We start from the raw sequence: 22988 nt of genomic DNA, 5'->3' as shown, positions 1-22988 counted from the left end.
CTTTGAAACCTATCTCGAAGAGGCACTGTTGATTCACTGTAATTTTATTGCGGAAAAAGTGTGGGTAGGGGGTAGTAAGTTCTAAATAATTCTTATTTTTGCGACATCAAATCAAGATATGAGCGACGCTATTAAACACGAGTGCGGAATCGCACTAATTCGCCTGTTAAAACCCTTATCTTATTATCAGGAAAAATATGGTACGCCATTCTATGGCATCAACAAATTGTACCTATTAATGGAAAAACAGCACAACCGTGGTCAAGACGGGGCTGGAATTGCAACCATTAAATTTGATGTTAAACCTGGAAATCGTTACATTTCGCGTTACAGAGCTATGGGCTCAACTGCCGTGGCAGATATATTCGAATATGTACAGAAAAAATTTGCTTCTGTTCAGAAGGCATTTCCAGATGAGTCAAAGGATACCCAATGGTTAAAAGATAATGTCAGTTTTACTGGAGAAGTACTTTTAGGACATTTGCGTTATGGAACGCATGGAAAGAACAGTATCGAAAGCTGTCACCCATTTTTAAGACAAAACAACTGGATGTCACGCAATCTTGTTGTTGCGGGTAACTTCAACATGACCAATGTGGACGAACTTTTGCAACAGCTGTACGAGTTGGGACAACATCCAAAAGAAAAGGCGGATACCGTCACCGTTTTGGAAAAAATTGGACATTTCTTAGATGATGAAAATCAGGAGCTTTTTGATCAATTCAAAAAAGAAGGTTATTCCAATGTGGAAATCAGTTCATTGATTGCCAAAAATATTGATGTTTCCAAGATCCTGAAGCGTTCAGCGAAAACTTGGGATGGTGGGTATACCATTGCCGGTATTTTTGGTCACGGGGATGCTTTCGTGATGCGTGATCCTGCGGGTATCCGTCCGGCATTCTACTATCAGGATGAAGAAATTTTAGTGGTCGCTTCGGAAAGACCTGTCATTCAAACTGCATTCAATGTACCTATCGGTGCCGTGAAAGAAATTAAACCGGGGCATGCGCTGATCGCTAAAAAAGACGGTACAGTGTCACAGGAAATGTTTAGACAACCTGTTGAACAACGTTCTTGTTCTTTTGAGCGTATTTATTTCTCACGCGGATCGGATGCTGATATCTATAAAGAACGTAAAGAACTGGGTAGACTACTGGTGCCTCAGGTGCTGGAATCTGTCAAAAGTAATATTAAAAATACCGTATTCTCTTTTATCCCCAATACGGCCGAAGTATCTTACTACGGTTTAATGGACGGTATCAATACTTACGTGCGGGATTTTCAAAAAGAAACCTTGTTAAAACGTTCGGAGAAAATTTCTGACGAGGAGCTGGATGACATATTAAGCATCAAACCCCGTTTTGAAAAACTGAATGTGAAGGATGCCAAATTGCGTACCTTTATTACACAGGACGCCGATCGTACGGATATGGTACAACATGTGTATGATACCACTTACGGTATCGTTAAAGATCATGAAGATACCATTGTTGCGATTGACGATTCCATTGTACGTGGGACCACGTTGAAACAAAGTATCCTGACGATCCTGGATCGTTTGAATCCAAAGAAAATTGTAATTGTTTCGTCGGCTCCTCAAATCCGTTATCCGGACTGTTACGGTATAGACATGTCACGTATGGGTGAGTTCGTAGCGTTTGAAGCGGCAATCAACCTGTTGAAACAACGTGGTATGGCACATATTATTGATGACGTATATCAAAAATGTCTGTTGTCGATGACCCAGGATGTCAATGAAATTGAGAACTATGTAAAGGCTATTTATGCGCCATTTACTGATCAGGAGATTTCCGAAGAAATTGGTCGTATCGTCAGACCGCACCATTTGAAAGCCGAACTAGAGGTGGTGTATCAGACATTGGATAACCTGCACAAAGCATGTCCGGCACATACCGGTGACTGGTACTTCTCCGGTGATTATCCTACTCCGGGTGGAAATAAGGTTGTGAACAAAGCCTTTATGAACTGGATTGAAGGTAAAAATGTACGTGCCTACTTTAGTAATTAAAGACTAAAAAATATCAGAGGAAGGGATGCATTTATGCATCCCTTTTTTTTATATTCGTAGGACGGATTGATTAAAATGGTGCCGCATATGGCGTAAAGTGTTCACTATATTTTGCCAATATATACATTTATGATTCGATCAATCTTTTCCATAATGAAATTATGGTTTTTAACAGCTTAAAAAATAGCTTCATGAGAGGACAACTTTTCTATTTTTTTCTTCTTTTTTTAATGGTTTCCTGTGGAATAACCCATAATGTACCCAAGGACCCATATCCCAATTCATTCGATAAACCGAATATCGTCAATTCATTTGTAGACCAAAACGGCAATTTCTATCCGGATAATTGGCGTAAGACGTATGGTGCCCCCCCTAAAAGCGGTGACATCAATGCCTACTCGCTGATGAAGATCGCAACGGAAAAAGGCCTGGAAAGCCAGCTGAAAAGTTTTGAAAAGACCCGCATGTTGGCTGTGAAGAGTAAAGTGAAAGCGAAAGACCGCGTGTTTATCTTTGTACATGGTTTTAATGCACCGTCTGATGAAGTCAATGAGAGCTATGAATATATGCGTAAGCTGTTGAAGCTCAATTCAAATAAAGATGAGGTCGTTAAATTTTATTGGGATGGTTTACATACCACGAATCCCTTTAGTGGCGCCAAAGTTTGGTTTTCTGCTACCTCATTCAGTCAGATGGCGGGTGAATTTGGACTACGGAATTTGTTAAATAGCATCCATAATAAAAAGATCATTTTAATCTCCCATAGTCGGGGAGCATCAGTCGTGCTGAGTGCTTTAAGCAGCGCAACATTCAGCGAGAGTTTTGCTAAGGGTACGTTAGAGAACCACAATGTAGATGTTGATGCGGCGAAAAAGCTTGCGGAAAATGGCAATGACATTACCTGCATTATGCTTGCACCGGCGATAGGTCTCGATGACTTTAAGATCAGGGATGTGACTTCGGGAACGGATTCATTCTGTAGTTTGAGCAAACAGGTGAAGAAAATCCATATCACCATCAATAATACCGATGTGATGTTGAAGAAGTTTGTTGGTTTTTTATCCAATAAGCTGAAAGCAACGGATTTAGGATATAAAGCTGATGTCTGCAATGAGTTGGTAAAACATTATCCGATCATGAAGTATACGGATTTTACCGGTATGAAAAGCCATGATTTTAATAAATATATCCGCAACCCCAAATTTAAAACCATGTTGAAGGCCGAGGGAATTGCCGTTAATCGTTAGCACCATGAAACATATTTTTAAGAGTCTCTATTTTCAGGTTATCGTCGGTATATTGGTCGGTATTTTCTGCGGCGCCTTTTTTCCGGATTTTGCCGTAAAGCTGAAGCCGTTGGGGGATGCCTTTATCAAACTGATCAAGATGGTGATTGCCCCCCTGATCTTCAGTTCGATCGTCATCGGAATTGCCGGAATGCAGGATGTGAAAAAAGTGGGCAAGATCGGACTCACCTCCATTATTTATTTCGAAGTCATGACGACGGTCGCATTGATCATCGGTTTGATCTTTGTCAACGTGATTCAGCCCGGTACAGGCATGAATGCCGATCCGTCGACCCTGGATATATCCTCGGTGTCACACTATATTTCGGAATCCAAGAAACCGCATAGTTTCATGGATTTTATCATGGATATTATCCCGGAGAATGTTGTCGCTTCAGTGGCTTCAGATAATCTGCTGCAGGTACTGGTTTTTGCGGTACTCTTTGGGGTCGGCATGACCAAGATCGGTAAAAAGGCCTCAGAGCCGGTGATCAATGTGCTACAATCTTTTCTAAAGGTACTTTTTGCTATTATTAAGATGGTGATGTACCTGGCGCCTATAGGAGCGATGGGGGCGATGGGGTTTACCATTGGCGCATTCGGTATTCAGGCCCTGACCAAGCTGGGGATGTTAATGGTAAGCTTCTACCTGACTTGCATTATCTTTATCGTGATTGTGATCGGGGCCGTATTGCACTTCTATGTCAAGGTTAATATTTTCAAATTTCTGAAGTATATCAAAGGTGAAATTTTGATTGTATTGGGCACCTCCTCTTCGGAATCCGCATTACCGGGCATTATGCAGAAAATGGAAGATGCGGGCTGTGCCAAATCGGTCGTGGGACTGGTGATTCCTACGGGCTATTCCTTTAATCTCGATGGGACGAGTATTTATCTGACCATGGCTGCGGTATTTATTTCACAGGCGCTGAATATGCATCTGAGTCTGGAGCAGGAAATTACCTTACTGCTGGTGCTGTTGCTGACCTCAAAAGGAGCTGCGGGTGTGACGGGAAGCGGCTTTGTGACTTTAGCGGCAACGCTCCCTGTTGTCGGACATGTGCCTGTCGAGTCCGTCGCATTGGTCTTTGGCGTAGACCGCTTTATGAGTGAGGCAAGAGCCATCACCAATCTGATCGGCAATTCAGCGGCGACGCTGGTGATCTCAAAATATGAAAATAGCCTGGATGAAGAACTGCTACATGAGAAACTTGGCTGATAGCGTATGCTGTATTGAATAGTTGACCTGCAACCGCGAAGAATAGGGGGCAGCATAAAAGAAAAACAGGGTGTCCAATTTTTATTGGACACCCTGTTTTTTATCTATTATTCTAAATTTCTGAGCGGCGATTACCCCTCTTTTTTTGTGTTTTCAATTCCCTGGGATAGATCTAAGGCTCCATCTACTTTTTCTTCCAGAAGTGCGAGCTTGATTACCTGTGCCATTTCGGTCACGTAGTGGAACTGCATATCTTTGATATAATCTTCCTTGATTTCAAGAATATCTTTTTCGTTGGATTTGCACAGTATGATATCTTTGATATTCGCCCGTTTGGCGGCAAGGATTTTTTCTTTTATACCACCTACCGGTAACACTTTTCCGCGCAAGGTAATTTCCCCTGTCATCGCCAGTTTTTCTTTCACCTTACGTTGTGTAAATAAAGATGTCAGCGCAGTGAGCATCGTTACGCCAGCGGATGGACCATCCTTAGGAATGGCACCTGCCGGAACGTGGATATGGATATCCCAATGGTCGAATACGTGGTAGTCAATGCCAAAGTCGGCTGCATGTGCTTTTAAATAGGCTAAAGCAATGGAGGCGGACTCTTTCATGACATCTCCCAGATTACCTGTCAGGCTCAAGCGTCCTTTTCCGGGACTTAAAGAAGATTCGATAAATAAAATATCACCACCTACCGAAGTCCAGGCAAGCCCGGTTACGACACCGGCGACATTATTGTTTTCGTAGATATCTTTATCAAAGATCGGTGCCCCGAGGATATCCACGACATCCTGATCATTGATGCTTGGGTTGTAATCTTTTTTCATGACGATGCGTGTGGCAATACCACGGACGATCGAACCAATTTTCTTTTCCAGTCCGCGCACACCGGATTCGCGGGTATAGTCTTCGATGATTTTTTCGATGATCTTACCTTTTAGGGCAACATCCTTGGCAGCCATCCCGTGCATTTCGCGCTGTTTTGGAAGCAAGTGTTTTTTCGCTATTTCAATCTTTTCTTCGATGGTGTATCCATTGACTTCGATGATCTCCATACGGTCCAATAAAGCGGGCTGGATGGAACTCAGCGAGTTGGCTGTTGCAATAAACATCACTTTGGAAAGGTCAAACTCCATTTCGACATAATGGTCATAGAAATGCGTGTTTTGCTCAGGATCCAGCACCTCCAATAAGGCCGAAGAAGGATCGCCTTTAAAATCAGCATTCATTTTATCAATCTCATCCAGAATAAACACTGGATTGGCCGTGCCTGCTTTTTTTAGCGATTGGATAATACGACCGGGCATGGCACCGATATACGTCTTGCGGTGGCCTCTGATTTCGGCTTCGTCACGTACGCCCCCCAAGGCCATACGGGTATATTTGCGGCCCAATGCTTTGGCGATAGAGCGGCCCAGAGAGGTCTTACCCACTCCCGGAGGGCCTACCAGACAAAGGATCGGGGCTTTCATATCATTTTTCAATTTCAATACCGCAAGGTATTCAACGATACGCTTTTTGACTTTTTCCAATCCATAGTGATCTCTGTCCAGGACTTTTTGCGCCTTATTTAAGTCAAAATTATCTTTGGTTGTTTCATTCCATGGAAGATCAAGCAGGAGCTCCAGATAATTCAGCTGAACAGAATAATCTGCCGCTGCTGGATTGATACGTGATAATTTTTCAAGTTCCTTGTTAAAATGTTTTTCAACATCAAGAGACCATTTTTTTGTTTTACCACGTTTCTTGAGCTCTTCAAGCTCCAGGTCAGGTGTGTTTCCGCCCAGTTCTTCCTGGATGGTTTTCAACTGTTGGTTGAGGAAATAATCCCGTTGTTGCTTGTCCAAGTCAACGCGCACCTTGTTCTGGATCTGATGTTTCAGTTCCAGCATCTGGATTTCTGTGGTCAACAGTTCCAGAAGGAGTTTGGCGCGGTTTTCCACTTTTGGGATTTGTAGCAACTCTTGTTTTTTGATCATTTCGACATTGATGTTCGACGAAATAAAGTTGATCAGAAAAGAGGGGCTTTCAATATTTTTTATTGCTATACCAGCTTCGCTAGGTAGGTTTGGTGAAAGCTGAATAATCTGCAATGCCATTTCTTTCAAGGTCGAGATTGTCGCTTTGAAATGTTTGGTCATCTTAGGTTTCGCCTCGTTGAATTTCTCGACACGAGCTTTCAGATAAGGTTCGGTCTCGACGATTTCCACCAGGTTGAAACGTTGCTTTCCCTGAATGATTACGGTGGTGTTTCCGTCGGGCATCTGAAGTACTTTAATAATATGGGCAACAGTACCCACCTTATTCAGTTCCTCAAACCCAGGGTCCTCTACTGTCATATCCTTTTGGGAGACCACACCGATTGTTTTGCTGCCCTTATAGGCTTCTTTAACCAATTTGATGGATTTATCCCTTCCTACAGTGATCGGAATGACGACACCGGGAAATAATACGGTATTGCGTAAAGGCAAAATAGATAGTGCTTCTGGAATTTCAGCATTTGCCATATCGTCTTCATCCTGCTGTGTCAATAGGGGGAAGAATTCTGTGTCTTCCGTAACGATTGGAATAGCCTGACTGAAATCAAAAGTTTCGAATTTGCTCATAGTGTTTATTTTGTGTATTTGTCAGTCGCTGACATGTTGTCGGTAGACGTTCAAATTTTAAGCTTCAAATATTGTTTCCCCTATAGTGCAAGGGAAGTGCCAATTGCTAAAAGGTAGCAAAATTACTAATCTATTTTTTAGAATATGAAAAAAAGGCAGGTTAAATAAAATTTATCTGCCATTTGTTGGATAAATAGGCATAATAATTGTAATATTGGAATATGAAAGAATAAACGATGGCAGATTCTTGCGAGGGGTGAAGCAATGGGTTATTTTTTCATAGGGTAATAAACGATCAATATTGGTCAATAATAAGGTATATTGAAAAAACGTAACTATTTAGATATGAACTTAAAATCACTTAAATTAGGTTTGTTCACAGGAGTTTTTGCTTTGGTCGCACTTAGCGCCAATGCACAACAAAAACAAGCTGAGCATAGCAATGCCAATGTGAGAATGGGGCAAAAAGCTCTTTTGGACGGTGACTTCAAAAACGCAGAGTCATACTTGACAAAAGCTTTACCTGAGGAAGGCAAAGATCCGGATGTCTTGTATATGTTGGGTTACTCCCAATTTCAAAATGGTGATTATAAAAAGTCTGCTGAAACATTCGGAAAGGTGGTTGCTTTAAATCCTAAAAATGCAAATGCGCTTTACTTCAAAGCGAAAGCAAACAACACGCTTGCCATTCAGGCAAACAAAGTGTCTGCGGCAAACAAAGAGCAGTTGTTGCGCGTAGCGATTGAAGATTATTCAAAAGCGATTGCCATCACACCTACAGACTCCAAATTTTACCAAAATAGAGCGATCGCGAACCGCGATCTAGGAATCTTGATCGGTACGGCAGGTACACCTAATTACAACAAAGCAATGGCTACAGATGCTTATAATAATGCCATCAAGGATTATGAAAAGGTATTGAGCTTTGATTCGTCTAAAAAAGACATTCAGACAGAAGTCAAAAAAGCTAAAGTGTATAGAGATAACTTGAAATAATCTGTACGACAGATAATAAAAAGGGAAACCCAGCCGGGTTTCCCTTTTTTTGTGTCCGGCTGTCCCTTACCTTTTCTATTCTTTCTGCTTTCCATTCTTTTTGCTGAACCAATGTCCTGCGATGGTATCTGCATTTTGACAGGTCGGTTCTTTACGCTGTCTTTGACAAATTTGCAAACGAAATGTTGGGCAATACTGTTCTATACTTGAATCAACAAGAATTTAGTATATGGAAACGAATCGATTGTCAGCGGAGATGCAGGACATTTTAATCAGTCAGATGACGAAAGAAGCAGAAGCCGCACAAATTTATTTGGCTCTGGGCGTTTGGGCCGATGATCAGGGCTACGGTGGAATTGCCAATTTTCTATATCGGCATGCGCAGGAGGAACGGAATCATATGACAAAAATCATGGGTTACATCCTCGAGCGTGGCGGCCGTCCCCGAATCCAGGCGATTGCGGCACCGCCATCAGATCCGAGCAGCCTGACTGAATGTTTCCAACGTGTATTTAAACATGAGGTGGACAACACTGAAGCAATTTATCGTATTGTCAATCTGGCTATGGAGCAGAAAGATTGGGCGACATGGAATTTTGCGCAATGGTTTGTCAAAGAGCAGATCGAAGAAGAGAAACTTGCTCTTGAGCTGATTGATAAATTAAAGATTGCAGGTGGAGACCGGGCTTCGGACGAATCACTGTTTGCATTGGATTCGTCCTTGGAAAGCATGCCTGACGATGTGCCTTTGGCACGCGAAGCAACAGCTGAAGATCCCAAATAATAATGGCCCCAAATAATGTCAAGGAGCTATTCTTGTATCATTTGAATGGATTGGAATAGCCCATAAAAAAGCAGGGATTCTTTTTGGATCCCTGCTTTTTTATGGTTGTTTTAATTTTTTATGCTGAGTGGGAGGTAGACGCCAAAGGTCATATTCCTTCCCATATTGTAAACCCCATAGCTCGGATCGTCCTGCGATAATCTTCCCGGGCGTAATCTGCTCAAGGCATCATAATAGCGTTTGTTGGTTAGATTGGATGCCGCTGCATATACCTTCACTTGTTGTTTTCCTACGTGTAAGGTAGTACCTATTCCGGCGTTGATCAGTGAATACGAATCTGTGGCCGTTTCAAAGGTTTCATCAATGCGATTCTGTTTAAAATAATTGTCTAAACCTACCGATACATAGAAAGCATGTAGGCCATTGATCTTAGGTTCGAGACGTAGCGTGTTATGTAAAACACCTGCAGGGATCAATGCCAATGGCCGGTCAAAAGTCTTGTTTTGCGCATGTGTATAGGTAAATGTGTTGTCCAGGTGAACCCAGTTGAGCGGATGGAAGTTTAAACTCCCTTCAAAGCCAAAGAGATTGGCATTGACCTGGCCATAGCGATAGACATCGTAGGTCTGTTCGTTATTATCTTCATCAATGATGGTTTTGGTATCTCCTTTTTTAGCCGAAGCATAAATAAAATTATGGATATAATTTTCGTAGATGCCGATGCTGCCCGTGACGATGCTATGTCCAAATTCGAGGGTGGCATCTGCCTGGAAACTACGTTCTGCCTTCAGGTTTTCATTTCCGATTTCATAGCGGGATGTCCCTTCGTGTACACCATTGGAACCAAGTTCCGCTGGGTTAGGTGCTCTGAAAGCTGATCCTGCATTGGCTTTGAAGTTAAAATCTTCACTGAAACTATGCGTATACCCCAGCGCGCCGCTAATATTGCTGAACCTGTTTTTAAATCCCGGAAATTGTTCCTCATTATCGACAAGGAGCTGTTTACCTTTGGTATGGACGAAATCGTACCGTAATCCCATATTAAAGGTATTCTCGCCCCAGCTTTTCTTGGCATAACCAAATGCCCCCAGTTCGATCTGGTCATAAGCCGGGATCAAAAATTCAACGCCCTTATTGGTGCTATGTTCCTGACTGGCGCTGATACCAACAACATGCTGCCAGCCGTTTCGTTCCGCCAGGTAATATTTAGCATCCAAAGAATAAGTATTTAAATCGAAAAAGAGGGAAGGAGTTGCCGACTCCAGTTCGCGACGTTGATTTTTTTGGTAGCCCAGATCCAGTTTTAAATTTCCCGAACCGATCACAAAATTATTGTTGAGGGCAAGCTTATAATGACGGATGTCCTGTTTTGGGAAATCCAATGTCCGGCTTTTGGAATTATTGTATAAAGGATCTCCGGGGTCGGCATCGTAAAAACCGATGTTATTTTTGAGGTAAGAGAAGTTGAGGTGTGAATATCCCCATTGTTTGTTCAAACCCAGCATTCCGCTGAAATTCGTATTATTAAAACCGCTATTGATATAGCGTCCTTCTGGTGTATTGTAGGCATGAGCATTTTGATAAGATCCACGCCCGCGCCATACAAAGCCATTTTCATTACCTGTAAGCATCAATGAATTATTGGTCAGGCCATTGTTGGTCGAGTAGCTCGAAAGTAATTCACCTTTTATCTGACCGGCAGTGGGCACACTGGGTTCAAGGATATTGATGACACCACCGATGGCATCCGATCCGTACATCAGCGAAGCTGCTCCCCGCAGGACCTCTACACGGTCCGGTTGGTTCTGGTCAATCTCGATGCCATGTTCGTCCCCCCATTGTTGGCCCATTTGTTTTACACCATCATTGACGGTGACAACGCGGTTATAGCCAAGACCGCGGATGACGGGTTTGGAAATTCCCTGTCCTGTTGTAATCTGGCTTAATCCGGGTACCTGACGTGCAAGTGCGTCGATCAGGTTTGTCGCACCGCCCTGCAGTTCGTCTTTGGAGACAACGGAGACAGAGGTGCTGTTTCGACGGCTTTGTGAAGTGACAAGCGTACCTGTAACCACGACTTCATTTGTTTCGATAATACTTTCATTCAATGCAAAATCGACAGTCACATCTTCCGATGTCAGCGCTATCGTTTTGATCAGCGATTGGTAACCAATAAAACGTACTTCGACGAGATAACGTCCACTCGAAGGAAGTGATTTGAAAGCATAATGTCCCTGTTGGTCAGAAGAGGTGCTCGAGCGCAGCTGGAGCAGCGAGATCGTCGCTCCGGCGATCGGTTGATTTGTTTTTGAATCTGTCACTCGACCAGAAATGGTTGCAGCAGTAGCAGAAAATAGCAGGAAATAGCAGACAAGCATGAGTATGCCGTCTTTAATTTTGAGTTTCATCTGTAAATATTTTTATGCCATCGTAGATGGGACGTTATCGAGCTGATGGCCTGTCATACCGATCATCCGATTGTTGAATATGAAGAAAATTCATGATGAAAACGGCAGCACTGATCGCTAAAACTGGGAACAGGGAAAGCCGATATATCATCGCATACAGCCGCTTTCGATAAAAACAGCCATTGTTGCATATTGGATCAAAATCAACACAAGGGGGGACCGCGATTGCCCGATAGCAATGCCCTGACCATCTGGTCGCCGGGTACAAAAAGACCAAATACTATTTCCCGTTCGGGAAGCAAAAATTCGCTTTGGATGAAACTAAAGAGTAGTTGCGGATGTGAATTTTGGTCGCAGATGGAGCATTTGGGATGGTCTGCATGATGTTTTTTCGAATTGCAGTCCACGATACTTAATACCGACGGTTTATGGGAATGGGTATAGACAATGAACTGACCGATTAAAAAGGTCATTAAAAGCGTAAACGCTGCTAATTTGTTCAATGGAATACCGCGCACCTTGTTTTTTCTAAACTGTCGTCTTTGTAGACATATAATGGGCAAATATAAATAAAAAAACAAATAAAGCAATGATGTTGCATTTATTTGTTTGTATTGGAAGGGGAAATAAAAAAAATGTCCTTATGGATTCACATAAAGACATTTTTTAGTAGTTTATTTTTTGGATTGTACAAACTTTCCAATAATCTCATATTGATTTGCATCGAGACCTTGTACATCCTGTAATTTTATGATGCTATACAACGAGTCGCTATAGTAATCCAGTTTTTCATTGCTATCGTAGAGGGAGTTTGCAATCTTTTTATCGATATGGATATGTTTGACCTTTTCGTTGTTGCGATCAAATTCGATCCTGAGTTTTTGTATCTGCAATTCTTCCTTTTTGGCGGTAAACTCTGTCACACAATCTACAGCTTTGACATCATAGAGGGCAGGATCAAAGTTTTTACTGATATCTGCCGACTGAAAAGCTGAAAGTTCATTTTTCCAGTTTGCGATTTTAATTTCACGTTGTTCTTTTTCACCGTCTTTATTGACAGATTTTAATACCGAAGGATTGAGCTGCTGCAGGCGTTGCGCTTCGGCACTGAAGAAAGAGTCTACTGAAAAGATATCCGTCGTCTTTTTAGGTTTCTGTTGACCCGAGGGGGAGCTACAGCTCCAAAAAAGCAGCGCACTTCCCACCAGTAGTGGAAGTGCGCTGTTTAATTTTTTATATAGATTCTTATTCTGATACCAATACATTTCCTGTCATTTCAAGAGGGATATCTACGCCCAAAAGTTTAAGGACGGTTGGAGCGATATCTCCCAATTTACCATCTGCTATTTTTTTGTAATGATCATCTATCAAGATGCATGGAACCAAATTCGTTGTGTGTGCTGTATTTGGTGAGCCATCCTCATTGACCATAAATTCTGAATTGCCGTGGTCAGCCAGGATGATAAATGAATAACCATTTTTCAATCCAGTTTCCACTACTGTTTTTGTGCATTGATCCACCGTTTCTACTGCTTTTACAACAGCCTCAAATACACCGGTATGGCCTACCATATCCGGATTGGCAAAATTAAGGCAGATAAAGTCAGGCTGAAGGGTTTCCATATCATTGACGATTGCTTCGGTGATTCCACTTGCAGACATTTCAGGTTGAAGGTCGTAAGTGGCTACTTTCGGTGAAGGTACCAAAAGACGGTTTTCACCTTCGAATTGTTGTTCACGGCCGCCGGAGAAGAAGAATGTCACGTGTGGATATTTTTCTGTTTCAGCGATACGGGTCTGTGTTTTCTTGTTGGCTTCCAAAACTTCACCGAGTGTATTGGTCAGGTTATCTTTTTGGAAGACAACACGTACATTTTGGAACGTTTCATCATAGGCAGTCATGGTGACATAATACAGGTTTAATGGCGCCAGATCATACTCAGGGAACGCTTTTTGTGTCAGTGCAATTGTGATTTCACGACCACGGTCTGTTCTGAAATTGTAACAGAAGACCACGTCACCGTCCTGGATTGTTGCTACTGCGGTACCATCTGTATTCACCAATGAGATGGGTTTAACGAACTCGTCGGTTACACCGGCATCGTAAGATTTTTGGATGGAGGCAACCAAGTCATTGGATTTTTCGCCTTCGGCTTTCACCAATAGGTCGTAAGCCAGCTTAACGCGTTCCCATCTGTTATCACGGTCCATCGCATAATATCTACCGATGGCAGAAGCGAAGGTGCCTGAGGTTGTTTTTAGATATTCTTGTAGATCTTTGACATAGCTGATCCCGGAATTGGGGTCTGTATCACGACCGTCAAGGAATGCGTGGATAAATACCTGGTCACTGTTTAGTCCGGCATGTTTTGCGGCGTCACAAAGACCTTTCAGGTGTTTGGTATGCGCATGTACGCCACCATCGGAAAGCAAACCGATAAAGTGTACTTTTTTATTGTTTTCAAGCGCGTATTTAAATGCGTCCTGGATAACGATATCTGTATTGAATACGCCGTCATTTACGGCCTTGTGGATACGTCCTAGTTCCTGGTAGACAATTCTTCCGGCGCCAAGATTCATGTGACCGACCTCTGAATTTCCCATCTGTCCGTCGGGAAGGCCCACGGCTTCACCGGAAGCTTCCAGACTTGAATTTGGGTATGTGTCCAATAAATGATCTAAAAATGGGGTATTTGCAGCTTCAACTGCATTTGATTTATCATGTTTTCCGTATCCTAGTCCGTCTAGGATCATGAGTGCAACTTTTTTCTTATTCATCGTATAACAAAGATAACCTTAATTTTAGAATCTATCAATGCATCTTTAAAATCTTCCCTTGTTTATATCTAATAATTTTATAGGTTTGTGGCATAGTTTATGTTCGGTGTAAACTATGCTACCTAATAATTGATACATCTATTGTGGAAACTGTTCTATTTTATTCTGAGCTATATGAAACTTTTTAGCTATTGCGTATTTATATTTGTCTATAGTCTTTTTATACACACTGACGCCTCAGGGCATAATTCGAAAGATTTTAATGACTTAGCGCAGCCTGCTTTACAGGTCGAGGAATTGTCTTTGGGAAGTATTTCCGAAGAACTTAAAACCTATTTAAGGGAGGGGAATGCAAAGAATATAGCTAAATATTTTGGATCCAACCTGACCTTGTCCATTTTGGGTGAAAACGGGGTGTATACCAAGTACCAGTCTGAGATTATGCTAGCTACATTTTTTAATCAACATAAACCCAAGACAGTCAAACTGACCCAGGCCAGCAACGCGAATAATGGTTATCAATACTACACCTTTTCACTGGCTACCGAACAGGCAAACTACCGCATATTTATTAAGATCGGAGCTGGATCCAATAATCAGTCCATCGAGGAACTTCGGGTCGATAAAAGTTAAGCCAGACACTATTTTTTTTATCATTCTATTTTCCGATTAAAAAATTATTCCACATCTTAGCCCAATAAATTGTATTTATGGAGAAGGAAATCAAGGACTATTTGGCGCAATTTGTAAAACAATCAGTCGCGGAGGATGTTGGGGATGGCGATCATACCTCATTATCCACGATTGCGGCAGGAGCGCAGGGCGAAGCGAAACTGATCGTGAAAGACGATGGCGTTTTGGCGGGTGTTGAAGTTGCCCAGGCGATCATCAGCTACATCGATGAGACCTTAACCTGTGACGTGTTTATTCAAGATGGGAGCCAGGTAAAAGTTGGTGATATAGCCTTTTTTGTGCGCGGGAATATTCGGAGTATTTTGTTGGCAGAGCGTTTGGTGTTGAATGTGATGCAACGTATGAGTGGCATTGCGACGACAACCCGAAAATATGTAGACCTGTTAAAAGGTACAGGTACCCAAGTATTGGATACCCGTAAGACGACACCTTTACTCCGTGTATTGGAAAAGGAAGCAGTCAAAATCGGCGGGGGCACCAATCACCGTTTTGGTTTATTCGACATGATCCTGATCAAGGACAACCATGTGGATTATAGTGGCGGAATTGTACCTGCATTGACACGTGCAAACGACTATCGAAAGAAATTAAATAAACCGATAGAAATAGAAATTGAGGTCCGAAATTTTGCGGAACTTGACGAAGTTCTTAACTTTGGCGAAGTGGACCGAATCATGTTGGATAATTTTTCACCTGCGGATGTGGCCGAAGCTGTTAAAATTATCGGTCATCGATTTAAGACAGAAGCCTCTGGAGGAATAACATTTGAAACCATTCGGGCCTATGCAGAGGCTGGAGTAGACTATATCTCGGTGGGCGCTTTGACACACAGTGTCAAGAGTTTGGATCTTAGTTTGAAGGCCAAATTATTATAAGAACTGATTTAATTTAATGATATCGATTTATTTAGTAATTGCAGTATTACTAGCTTATTTGTTTGGTTCTATACCTACAGCAGTGTGGTTGGGTCAGGCATTTTATGGCGTAGATGTGCGTGAGTATGGGAGTGGTAATGCTGGAGCGACTAACACCTTTCGCGTATTGGGCCCTAAAGCGGGATCGATCGTGATGTTTGTAGATATATTTAAAGGCTGGACAGCAACAAACCTGGCTTATTTAATAGAACTGGGGCAAAATACGAGCGATGTCCAATTTGTCAACTTTCAGCTGGCACTTGGCGTTATTGCGGTATTGGGGCATTTGTTTCCTGTGTTTGCGGGATTTAGAGGTGGAAAAGGGGTGGCAACCCTGTGTGGTATGATCCTCGCTATACATACACCTGCCGCTTTGGTGTGTGTTTCTGTGTTTATCATCATCTTGCTGACAACCCATTATGTTTCGCTCGGTTCCATTTCAGCAGGTTTTGCATTTCCTTTTAGTTTGGCCTTTATTTTTAAAACAACCATACCTTCTGTGCTGCTTTATGGGATAGCCATCTGTATCCTGTTGTTAATTACCCACCAAAAGAATATAGAGCGTCTGTTAAAGGGACATGAATCCAAGATTTATCTGTTCAAGAAAAAATCGAAAGAAAAAGAATAGGCACAATAATTGTATCCTGTAAAACGGATTTTAATAGAATATTATGAAAGGCATATTTAAGTATTCGGCTATGGTTTTGGCCTGTGTTGCGCTAGCATCGGGGATGTCAGGTTGTGCAACTTCAGCGGTTACTGGAAAGAAATATTTGAAATTGGTCAGTGCTGACCAGGTGAATCAGCAGGCAGCATTAGCTTATAAAGATTTTTTATCGAAAAATAGTGCAAAGGTGATTACCGGTACAGCCGATGCGGCAATGGTGAAACGTGTGGGTAACCGATTGGCAACAGCGGTAAACCAGTATCTGCAAAGCAAGGGTATAGCCAATAAATATAATTTCAACTGGGAATTTAACTTGGTGAAGAGCGACGATGTGAATGCTTGGTGTATGCCGGGCGGTAAAGTTGCCGTATATACAGGAATATTACAGGTAACGCGTACGGAAGCAGGTATGGCGACAGTCATGGGGCATGAAATTGCCCATGCGATTGAAGAGCATTCCGTGGCTCAGGCATCCAACCAGATGGCTTTACAAATGGGTGGTCAGATCTTGGGCTCAGCAGCGGGGATGACGGGTAGCAGTTCACTAGGTATTTTTAACAACCTATATGGCTTGGGTGGCAGCTTGGCACAGTTGAAATTCTCACGAAGTGATGAGTCTTCTGCCGATCAGGCCGGTCTGATTATTATGGCATTGGCCGGTTACGATCCGAATGAAGCCATTGGATTTTGGAAGCGTATGGCATCGGGCAGTCAAAAAGGGCAACCTGAATTTTTGAGCACCCACCCGAGTGATGCCCGTCGTATTGCGGATATTGAGAAACAGATTCCAAATGCAATGCGGTATTACAAAAAGTAGAGATGTAATTTAATTATAATAGAAAGGGAGCATATCAGATGCTCCCTTTTTTGTTTCAGTTTATGCTATTTTGGTTTTATACGGCAGCTATCGCATCAGAGATACCCATGACGATGCCGAGAATAAGGCCCAGAAAATTAAATGCGATCGTGATAATGATGATGATCCCGATGAATTTATAATGTTTTTTTAGGGCATCGAGGCAGAGTTCAAGCTGAATGCTATCGCGGTTTTCTATTGCTTTTCGTGCTTTGGATCCGAAATTATACAAATAATAAATTGGGAGGCAGGAGAAAGCCAGGAACAGGAGATAGAGCACCCCGAAGGTGGATATTGTACCGGCCGAGACATATTCGCCCTGACCGAGGGATAAAGCACTCGCGCCAAAGATCAGGCTAATCATGGTGATGGCCGATATTCCGATAAAAATAAAACAGACGATAGCCAAAAAATTGGCCCATTTAGCTGCTGAAGCTAAGAAAGCGAGCCCTGCTGGAGACAGTTTAATGTCAGCGGGTTCGTGAAAAGAGGAATTTTGAATACCGACTTCCATGAGAAAGAGAATTATAAAGGTGTGCGAATTTCTAAAAAGTTATCCATTTTTTAAAACAAATTTTTATTAGAAAACCAGTTCGCAGGGACAATAGTTTACTGTTTTAATACAAATCCTAGGTTAGTAGCGTCATTGCTACAAAAAAACGAGTTGATTAATAAAATGCTCGGTTGACAGAAAGTTAGTGAATTTTTTTTAAAAGCTTTCTTTATGATTGGAAGAATGTTGTTACAAACAGGATGGTTTGATGCGGTGTGGAAAACTATTTTGTTTGGATTTGATTCTTTGTTAATGGCAGTTTAAAAGGTGTTATAACGTTTTTTTTATTTAAAAATTGTGTTAGAAAGTAGGAATTTGCCGGTAAATGTTAGGAAATGAATGTGCTGTAGTGTGTTAAGTTTATATTAAGTCCTTTGTTATTTGAAATCTCTTAGTAATTTTGCTTAACATTTTTTAACAAATCACATTATATGAAAAGATCTTTACTCTTTTTCGCTCTTGTAATGGCCAGTTATGGTGCTGTACAAGCTCAGGTCACAACAAGTAGCGTTACAGGTATTGTAAAAGAAGCAAATGGCAGTCTAACTTCAGGAGCTACAATCAAGGCAACGCACGTGCCATCGGGAACGGTTTATTCGGGTTCTTCGAATGCTGCAGGTCGGTTTAATCTGCCAGCGATGCGTATTGGCGGTCCTTACAAAGTAGAGGTAACCTATGTAGGACAACAGCCTATTGTGTATGAAGATATTTATTTAAAGTTAGGGGAAGCTTTTTCACTTAATCCTGTTTTTACAAATTCAGGTACAACTTTAAATGAAGTTTTAGTAACAGCAAAAGGTGGTAAATTAAATGCTACAAAAAGTGGGGTTGCAACAAATGTTGGATTAAAGCAAATTCAAGAGTTGCCGCAAATCAGCAGAAGTATTACAGAATTTACTCGTATGACTCCTCAGGCTAATGGAACTTCGTTTGCGGGTAGAGATTCTCGTTACAACAATCTACAGATTGACGGTGCAAATTTTAATAATGGCTTTGGAACAGATACAAAGAATCCTTTACCTGGGGGGAATTCACAACCTATTTCATTAGATGCAATCGAAGAAATATCTGTTAATATCGCGCCATTCGATATTACACAATCGGGATTTACAGGTGCAGGAATAAACGCGGTTACAAAATCCGGTACTAACCAATTTCACGGATCCGTTTATGGGTATTATAATAATCAGAACCTCAATGGGTTTAGAATCAATAAAAAGAAAATAGATTACGGTGAAGGCACAAAACAAAATTATGGTTTTACTTTAGGTGGACCAATCATCAAAAATAAATTATTTTTCTTCGTAAGTGGTGAACGTGAAGCTGCTACTGGTGTTAATGCTTCTGGTGCGAACTTATGGAAAGCATCTCAAGACGGTGTAGCAAATGTTGCTCAGAATATAACCAGAGTGAAAGAATCAGATTTAATTGCTGTAAGTGAACATTTAAAAAACGTATGGGGCTATGATCCTGGAAGATATCAAGGCTATGCTGATGAGGCAAAACAACATGGTAACAAATTTTTAACTAGAATTGATTGGAATATTAGTGAAAAACATAAGGCTTCCTTTAGATATAATTTACTAAAAGGAACCTCGATGCAACAAGCGAATTTTAACTCTGGACCATCTCCAAGATCCGCTTCAGGTAGGGTAAGTGAAAATTCAATGGTATTTGAAAACGCTAATTATTCTTTTGAAAATACAGTGAGTTCGTTAGCTGCAGAGTTAAATTCTAACTTCAATTCACAACTTTCAAATAAGTTTTTATTTACTTATACACGGGTACAAGATAAGCGAAAATCACCTAGTAAAGGATTGTTTCCGTTTGTTGATATTTGGGATGGTAGCAGTTCAGGAAGCAACTATATGAGTTTCGGAACAGAGTTGTTTTCTTATTTGAATGACGTTGTAAATGATAATTTTTCATTTACCAACAACTTAACTTATTCAATTGGAAAACATACATTTACTGGTGGTGCCGCATTTGATATACAGAAATTCGGTAACTCTTATACTCGTTCAGGAACAGGTTATTACCGTTATGCTTCCGTAGCAGATTTCTTAAAAACAGGCACTCCAGAGGAGGTCGCTCCAATAATGTATTCGCTTACTTATCCTTACGAAGGTCAGGATACATATTCGAGAATCAGTTACGGTTTAGCTTCTCTTTATGCTCAAGATAAAATTACTGTAAATGATCAATTTAATGTGACGGTGGGATTGAGAGCAGAATTGCCGATTTATATGAATAAACTCACTCCTAATAGCTCGATTGATGCATTAAAACTATTAGGAGTCGATGGGAATGAACGTAACTATGCATCGGGTAAATGGCCTAAATCACGTGTTATTTTGTCTCCGAGGGTAGGTTTTAATTATGATGTATTTGGAGATAAGTCCTTCATGGTACGAGGTGGAACCGGTATTTTCTCAGGTCGTGTACCATTCGTATGGTTAACGAATATGCCAACAAATGCAGGTGTTCTACAAAATGTATTAGAACCCAAAAGTTATGATGATGTAGCAGGTTGGATTGGAAAAGTTCAATTCCATCCGGAGGATCCTTATTATTATGTAAAAAATCCAATCTATTATAAAGATAAAGAAGGTAAAGACGTAACGCCATTTATTACAAATCCAAAGGACGGAGCTCCTGATTCGTTTGCTTTGGTCGATGATAATTTTAAAATGCCAACAATTTGGAGGTCAAGTATCGGTGCAGATTATAGAATCCCTAATACACCAATAACTTTAACCACTGATATTTTGTATACTAGAGATGTAAATGCGGCATATCAATTCGGGGCGAATAGAAAAGCAACAACTGAGAAAATGACTTATGCAGGTGTAGATCGTGACTTTTATCCAAATAACGGATCTTACCAATATAATCAATCTATCGGTGGAAACAGTGCGGTCGTTTTAACCAACACAAAAACTAAAGGGCATGCTTTCTCTGCTACATTTGGAGGTTCATTATCACAATGGAACGGCTTATCTGGATCTATTTTTTATACGTATTCAGAAGCTAAAGAGGTTTCTGCTAATAATGGATCTAATGCAAGTTCTGCATGGTTAGGCTCTCCTGTAATAAACAGTCCTAATCAAGATTTTTTGAGTATTTCTGACTATGCAATTCCACATCGAATTGTTGCTAATGTGAGTTATACTATTAAAAACACAACATTAGGTATTTATTATAATGGAGCTAATCAAGGGCGTTTCTCCTACTATCATAGTTTTGACTTAAATGGTGATGGAATTACAAATGACCTAATCTTCCTCCCGAAGAATACTAGTGACATGAAATTTGCCAATATCATGAAGGGATCTGACATTTTGTTCTCTAAAGAGCAACAAATTGAAGCTTTTGATAAGTTTGTTAGCGATAACGGATTAGAGAAATACAGAGGGCAAATTTTACCGCGTAATCAATTCTTAATGCCTTGGCTGAATAGATTTGATGTTCGTTGGACACAGAATTTGTTTAACAATATCGCAACAGAGAAAGATAAATTACAATTCACAGTGGATATTATAAATGTTGGTAATTTATTCAACTCTAAGTGGGGAGTACAAGATGTAATATTGACTAATGGAAGAGCAATATTAGGTAAGGTAGAAAAAAATGCTGTAGCTGATCCAACTTTCCAAATGTTGCAATATGATGGAAAATTAGTTACGTCTCCTTTTGTTCCGGCAAGTACAACGGCAACAACATGGTCAGCTATGATCGGTTTGAGATATTCATTTTAGATAGTACGTCAGTAAATAGAAAGCCTCAGGAATTTGTTCTTGAGGCTTTTTTGTGTTTCTGAAAATCAAAAACCAAAAAAGAAATGTTAAACTAAATAAATTAATCTATACTTTGTTCTCTCCAATCAAGTATTTTCCTACTTTCTTTAATATTTTTTCTGAGCTTACTCGAATCTTGCCCGGTATTTGGTAGACTATTTTCCTCCTGCTTCCTTACAGTGGTATACCAACATTGTGAAAAATATAGGGGAATAGTAGGTGAGACTTGACGTAATCGTAGAAGATCTTTTAAGGAAAGCCTCTGTATAGTAGTTGCTATGCAAAGATCTAGCGCACGAATTTACCACAAAAGAAACTGGGGCATATTGATCAAAAACTCCATTCCGAAATGTAACGGCTTTATCCACTACTTGGAAAATGCAAGTAGGTGTTAGCTATATATTCTAACCCAAGGTGAACTTCTAATATAAAGAGATCCCGGCCAGTATTGCCGGGATTTTTTTATTCAATAGTGTAAGTACATCTATCTTTTTTTTACAAGCCGGGAGAAGGACGAACAATTTGCTGACAACGTCAACCGTATCAACGTCCTATTTTCTTTTCCATTTTTACCGACTTTATTCACCCTTTTATATTCTTTTGGTTTACATTTTTCCTACTGTTGACCTACTACAGTAGGCCAACAGTAGGCCAACAGTAGGAAAAATGTAGGTCAACAGTAGGTGAAACTTAAAACGAAGCTAGGAAATTATAGAAGGAAAGTGTTTGCTTTATAGCCTTTATTCATTTATCCAATATAGTTAAGTTTTGGGAAGAGCTATGCTGATTCCAAATCATACCACGTGTGTACTTTTATGCCTCCTTTTTCGCTTACGAAACTTTGCGCACCAGAATACAAAAAGACATAGATCTATCGTTGTAGAATCAAACGCGTAGACGTTGCCTTCAATATTGAAAATCCCGGTCGCGCGTTTTTCTCGGGCTTGGGGAATCAAATAGTAAGCATACTCTTCAAAGTTCAGATAAGATCTATCATGATTGACCCCTGCCAAAGATAATCTGGATATGTTCTTACCCATTCCCAAGTGGTAGCACTTTGAATGATGGGCTTCGATAGCTATCACCAGATCTCTTAAACTTTCACGATTGGAAAGTTGACCGAACATCAATACAAGAAGCTGGTTCCAACAGGTGAAGTGCTTCACGTATTTGTCGCCATCATACTTGGCAACAATACGGTTAAATTTACTTCGGTTGAGAAAGGAGGTCAATTGAGCGAAAACGTATTTATCTTGAAACATGGGGTGTCAGATTCATCTGATACAAAACTATGTTTTCAAGTTCATTTGGTTGAAAAACCTCTCTAAACAACGGGATAGCAATGATAAAAAATATATAATCATTATTTCAATCAAAGCCGATCGACATCTGTCCGATA

The 22988-nt window shown here is 40.8% G+C and carries 17 protein-coding genes; 10 read left to right on the top strand and 7 right to left on the bottom strand.

The window, feature by feature from the left end:
- Window positions 1–118 precede the first annotated feature (118 nt).
- The 3 genes from B4G94_RS14890 (at window position 119) to dctA (ending at window position 4534) form a co-directional block, all read left to right on the top strand.
- A complete protein-coding gene (locus tag B4G94_RS14890) occupies window positions 119–2029 on the top strand; it encodes an amidophosphoribosyltransferase (protein WP_286859820.1) in 1911 nt (636 codons plus the stop codon).
- Window positions 2030–2220: 191 nt separating this feature from the next.
- Window positions 2221–3276, top strand: a complete 1056-nt coding sequence (locus tag B4G94_RS14885) for an alpha/beta hydrolase (RefSeq protein ID WP_286859818.1) — start codon at window positions 2221–2223, stop codon at window positions 3274–3276.
- 4 nt (window positions 3277–3280) lie between these two features.
- A complete protein-coding gene (gene dctA, locus B4G94_RS14880; RefSeq protein ID WP_108637039.1) occupies window positions 3281–4534 on the top strand; it encodes a C4-dicarboxylate transporter DctA in 1254 nt (417 codons plus the stop codon).
- Window positions 4535–4665: 131 nt separating this feature from the next.
- On the opposite strand, the gene lon is transcribed toward dctA, so the two are convergent.
- Window positions 4666–7143, bottom strand: coding sequence for an endopeptidase La (lon, locus tag B4G94_RS14875; RefSeq protein ID WP_286859816.1), 2478 nt, complete (start codon window positions 7141–7143; stop codon window positions 4666–4668).
- A gap of 345 nt (window positions 7144–7488) precedes the next feature.
- Between lon and B4G94_RS14870 the strand changes: the two genes are divergently transcribed.
- Together B4G94_RS14870 and B4G94_RS14865 are read left to right on the top strand one after the other, a co-directional pair.
- Window positions 7489–8139: a tetratricopeptide repeat protein gene (locus B4G94_RS14870; protein ID WP_165305827.1), complete on the top strand. Its 651-nt coding sequence runs from the start codon at window positions 7489–7491 to the stop codon at window positions 8137–8139.
- A 229-nt stretch (window positions 8140–8368) separates the two neighbouring features.
- Complete coding sequence (locus tag B4G94_RS14865; protein ID WP_286859814.1) at window positions 8369–8923, top strand: ferritin; 555 nt, start codon at window positions 8369–8371, stop codon at window positions 8921–8923.
- 110 nt (window positions 8924–9033) lie between these two features.
- Here B4G94_RS14865 and B4G94_RS14860 read toward each other — a convergent pair whose 3' ends face one another.
- The 4 genes from B4G94_RS14860 to gpmI all read right to left on the bottom strand — a co-directional run bounded on the left by B4G94_RS14860 (window position 9034) and on the right by gpmI (window position 14109).
- A complete protein-coding gene (locus B4G94_RS14860; RefSeq protein WP_286859813.1) occupies window positions 9034–11331 on the bottom strand; it encodes a TonB-dependent receptor in 2298 nt (765 codons plus the stop codon).
- A 203-nt stretch (window positions 11332–11534) separates the two neighbouring features.
- On the bottom strand, window positions 11535–11849 hold the full coding sequence (locus B4G94_RS14855; protein WP_286859811.1) for a hypothetical protein: 315 nt from the start codon (window positions 11847–11849) through the stop codon (window positions 11535–11537).
- A 156-nt stretch (window positions 11850–12005) separates the two neighbouring features.
- Window positions 12006–12596, bottom strand: a complete 591-nt coding sequence (locus B4G94_RS14850) for a hypothetical protein (protein WP_286859809.1) — start codon at window positions 12594–12596, stop codon at window positions 12006–12008.
- Window positions 12577–14109 carry a 2,3-bisphosphoglycerate-independent phosphoglycerate mutase gene (gene gpmI, locus B4G94_RS14845; protein WP_286859808.1) on the bottom strand — a complete coding sequence of 511 codons (1533 nt, stop codon included), beginning with the start codon at window positions 14107–14109 and terminating at the stop codon, window positions 12577–12579. Before gpmI ends, B4G94_RS14850 begins: the two co-directional genes overlap by 20 nt.
- Window positions 14110–14283: 174 nt before the next feature.
- Here gpmI and B4G94_RS14840 point away from each other — a divergent pair, with 174 nt between their 5' ends.
- The 4 genes from B4G94_RS14840 to B4G94_RS14825 all read left to right on the top strand — a co-directional run bounded on the left by B4G94_RS14840 (window position 14284) and on the right by B4G94_RS14825 (window position 17200).
- The gene (locus B4G94_RS14840) at window positions 14284–14742 is read left to right on the top strand and encodes a DUF4783 domain-containing protein (protein WP_286859807.1); all 459 of its coding nucleotides are present in this window, start codon (window positions 14284–14286) and stop codon (window positions 14740–14742) included.
- A gap of 77 nt (window positions 14743–14819) precedes the next feature.
- Window positions 14820–15677: a carboxylating nicotinate-nucleotide diphosphorylase gene (gene nadC, locus B4G94_RS14835; protein ID WP_286859805.1), complete on the top strand. Its 858-nt coding sequence runs from the start codon at window positions 14820–14822 to the stop codon at window positions 15675–15677.
- A 16-nt stretch (window positions 15678–15693) separates the two neighbouring features.
- Window positions 15694–16344, top strand: a complete 651-nt coding sequence (plsY, locus tag B4G94_RS14830) for a glycerol-3-phosphate 1-O-acyltransferase PlsY (protein ID WP_286859804.1) — start codon at window positions 15694–15696, stop codon at window positions 16342–16344.
- 43 nt (window positions 16345–16387) lie between these two features.
- Complete coding sequence (locus B4G94_RS14825) at window positions 16388–17200, top strand: M48 family metallopeptidase (RefSeq protein WP_108637028.1); 813 nt, start codon at window positions 16388–16390, stop codon at window positions 17198–17200.
- Between the two features lie 76 nt (window positions 17201–17276).
- Here B4G94_RS14825 and B4G94_RS14820 read toward each other — a convergent pair whose 3' ends face one another.
- Window positions 17277–17753, bottom strand: a complete 477-nt coding sequence (locus tag B4G94_RS14820; RefSeq protein WP_286859801.1) for a hypothetical protein — start codon at window positions 17751–17753, stop codon at window positions 17277–17279.
- A gap of 470 nt (window positions 17754–18223) precedes the next feature.
- Between B4G94_RS14820 and B4G94_RS14815 the strand changes: the two genes are divergently transcribed.
- Complete coding sequence (locus B4G94_RS14815) at window positions 18224–21550, top strand: TonB-dependent receptor (protein ID WP_286859799.1); 3327 nt, start codon at window positions 18224–18226, stop codon at window positions 21548–21550.
- An 833-nt stretch (window positions 21551–22383) separates the two neighbouring features.
- Here the strand turns inward: B4G94_RS14815 and B4G94_RS14810 are convergent.
- Window positions 22384–22851: a DUF4372 domain-containing protein gene (locus B4G94_RS14810; RefSeq protein WP_286859798.1), complete on the bottom strand. Its 468-nt coding sequence runs from the start codon at window positions 22849–22851 to the stop codon at window positions 22384–22386.
- Window positions 22852–22988: the final 137 nt, after the last annotated feature.

This window comes from Sphingobacterium sp. UBA7625 (assembly GCF_002484085.1).
Classification (GTDB): Bacteria; Bacteroidota; Bacteroidia; order Sphingobacteriales; family Sphingobacteriaceae; genus Sphingobacterium; species Sphingobacterium athyrii.
This window is presented reverse-complemented; position numbering and strand designations above follow the sequence as displayed.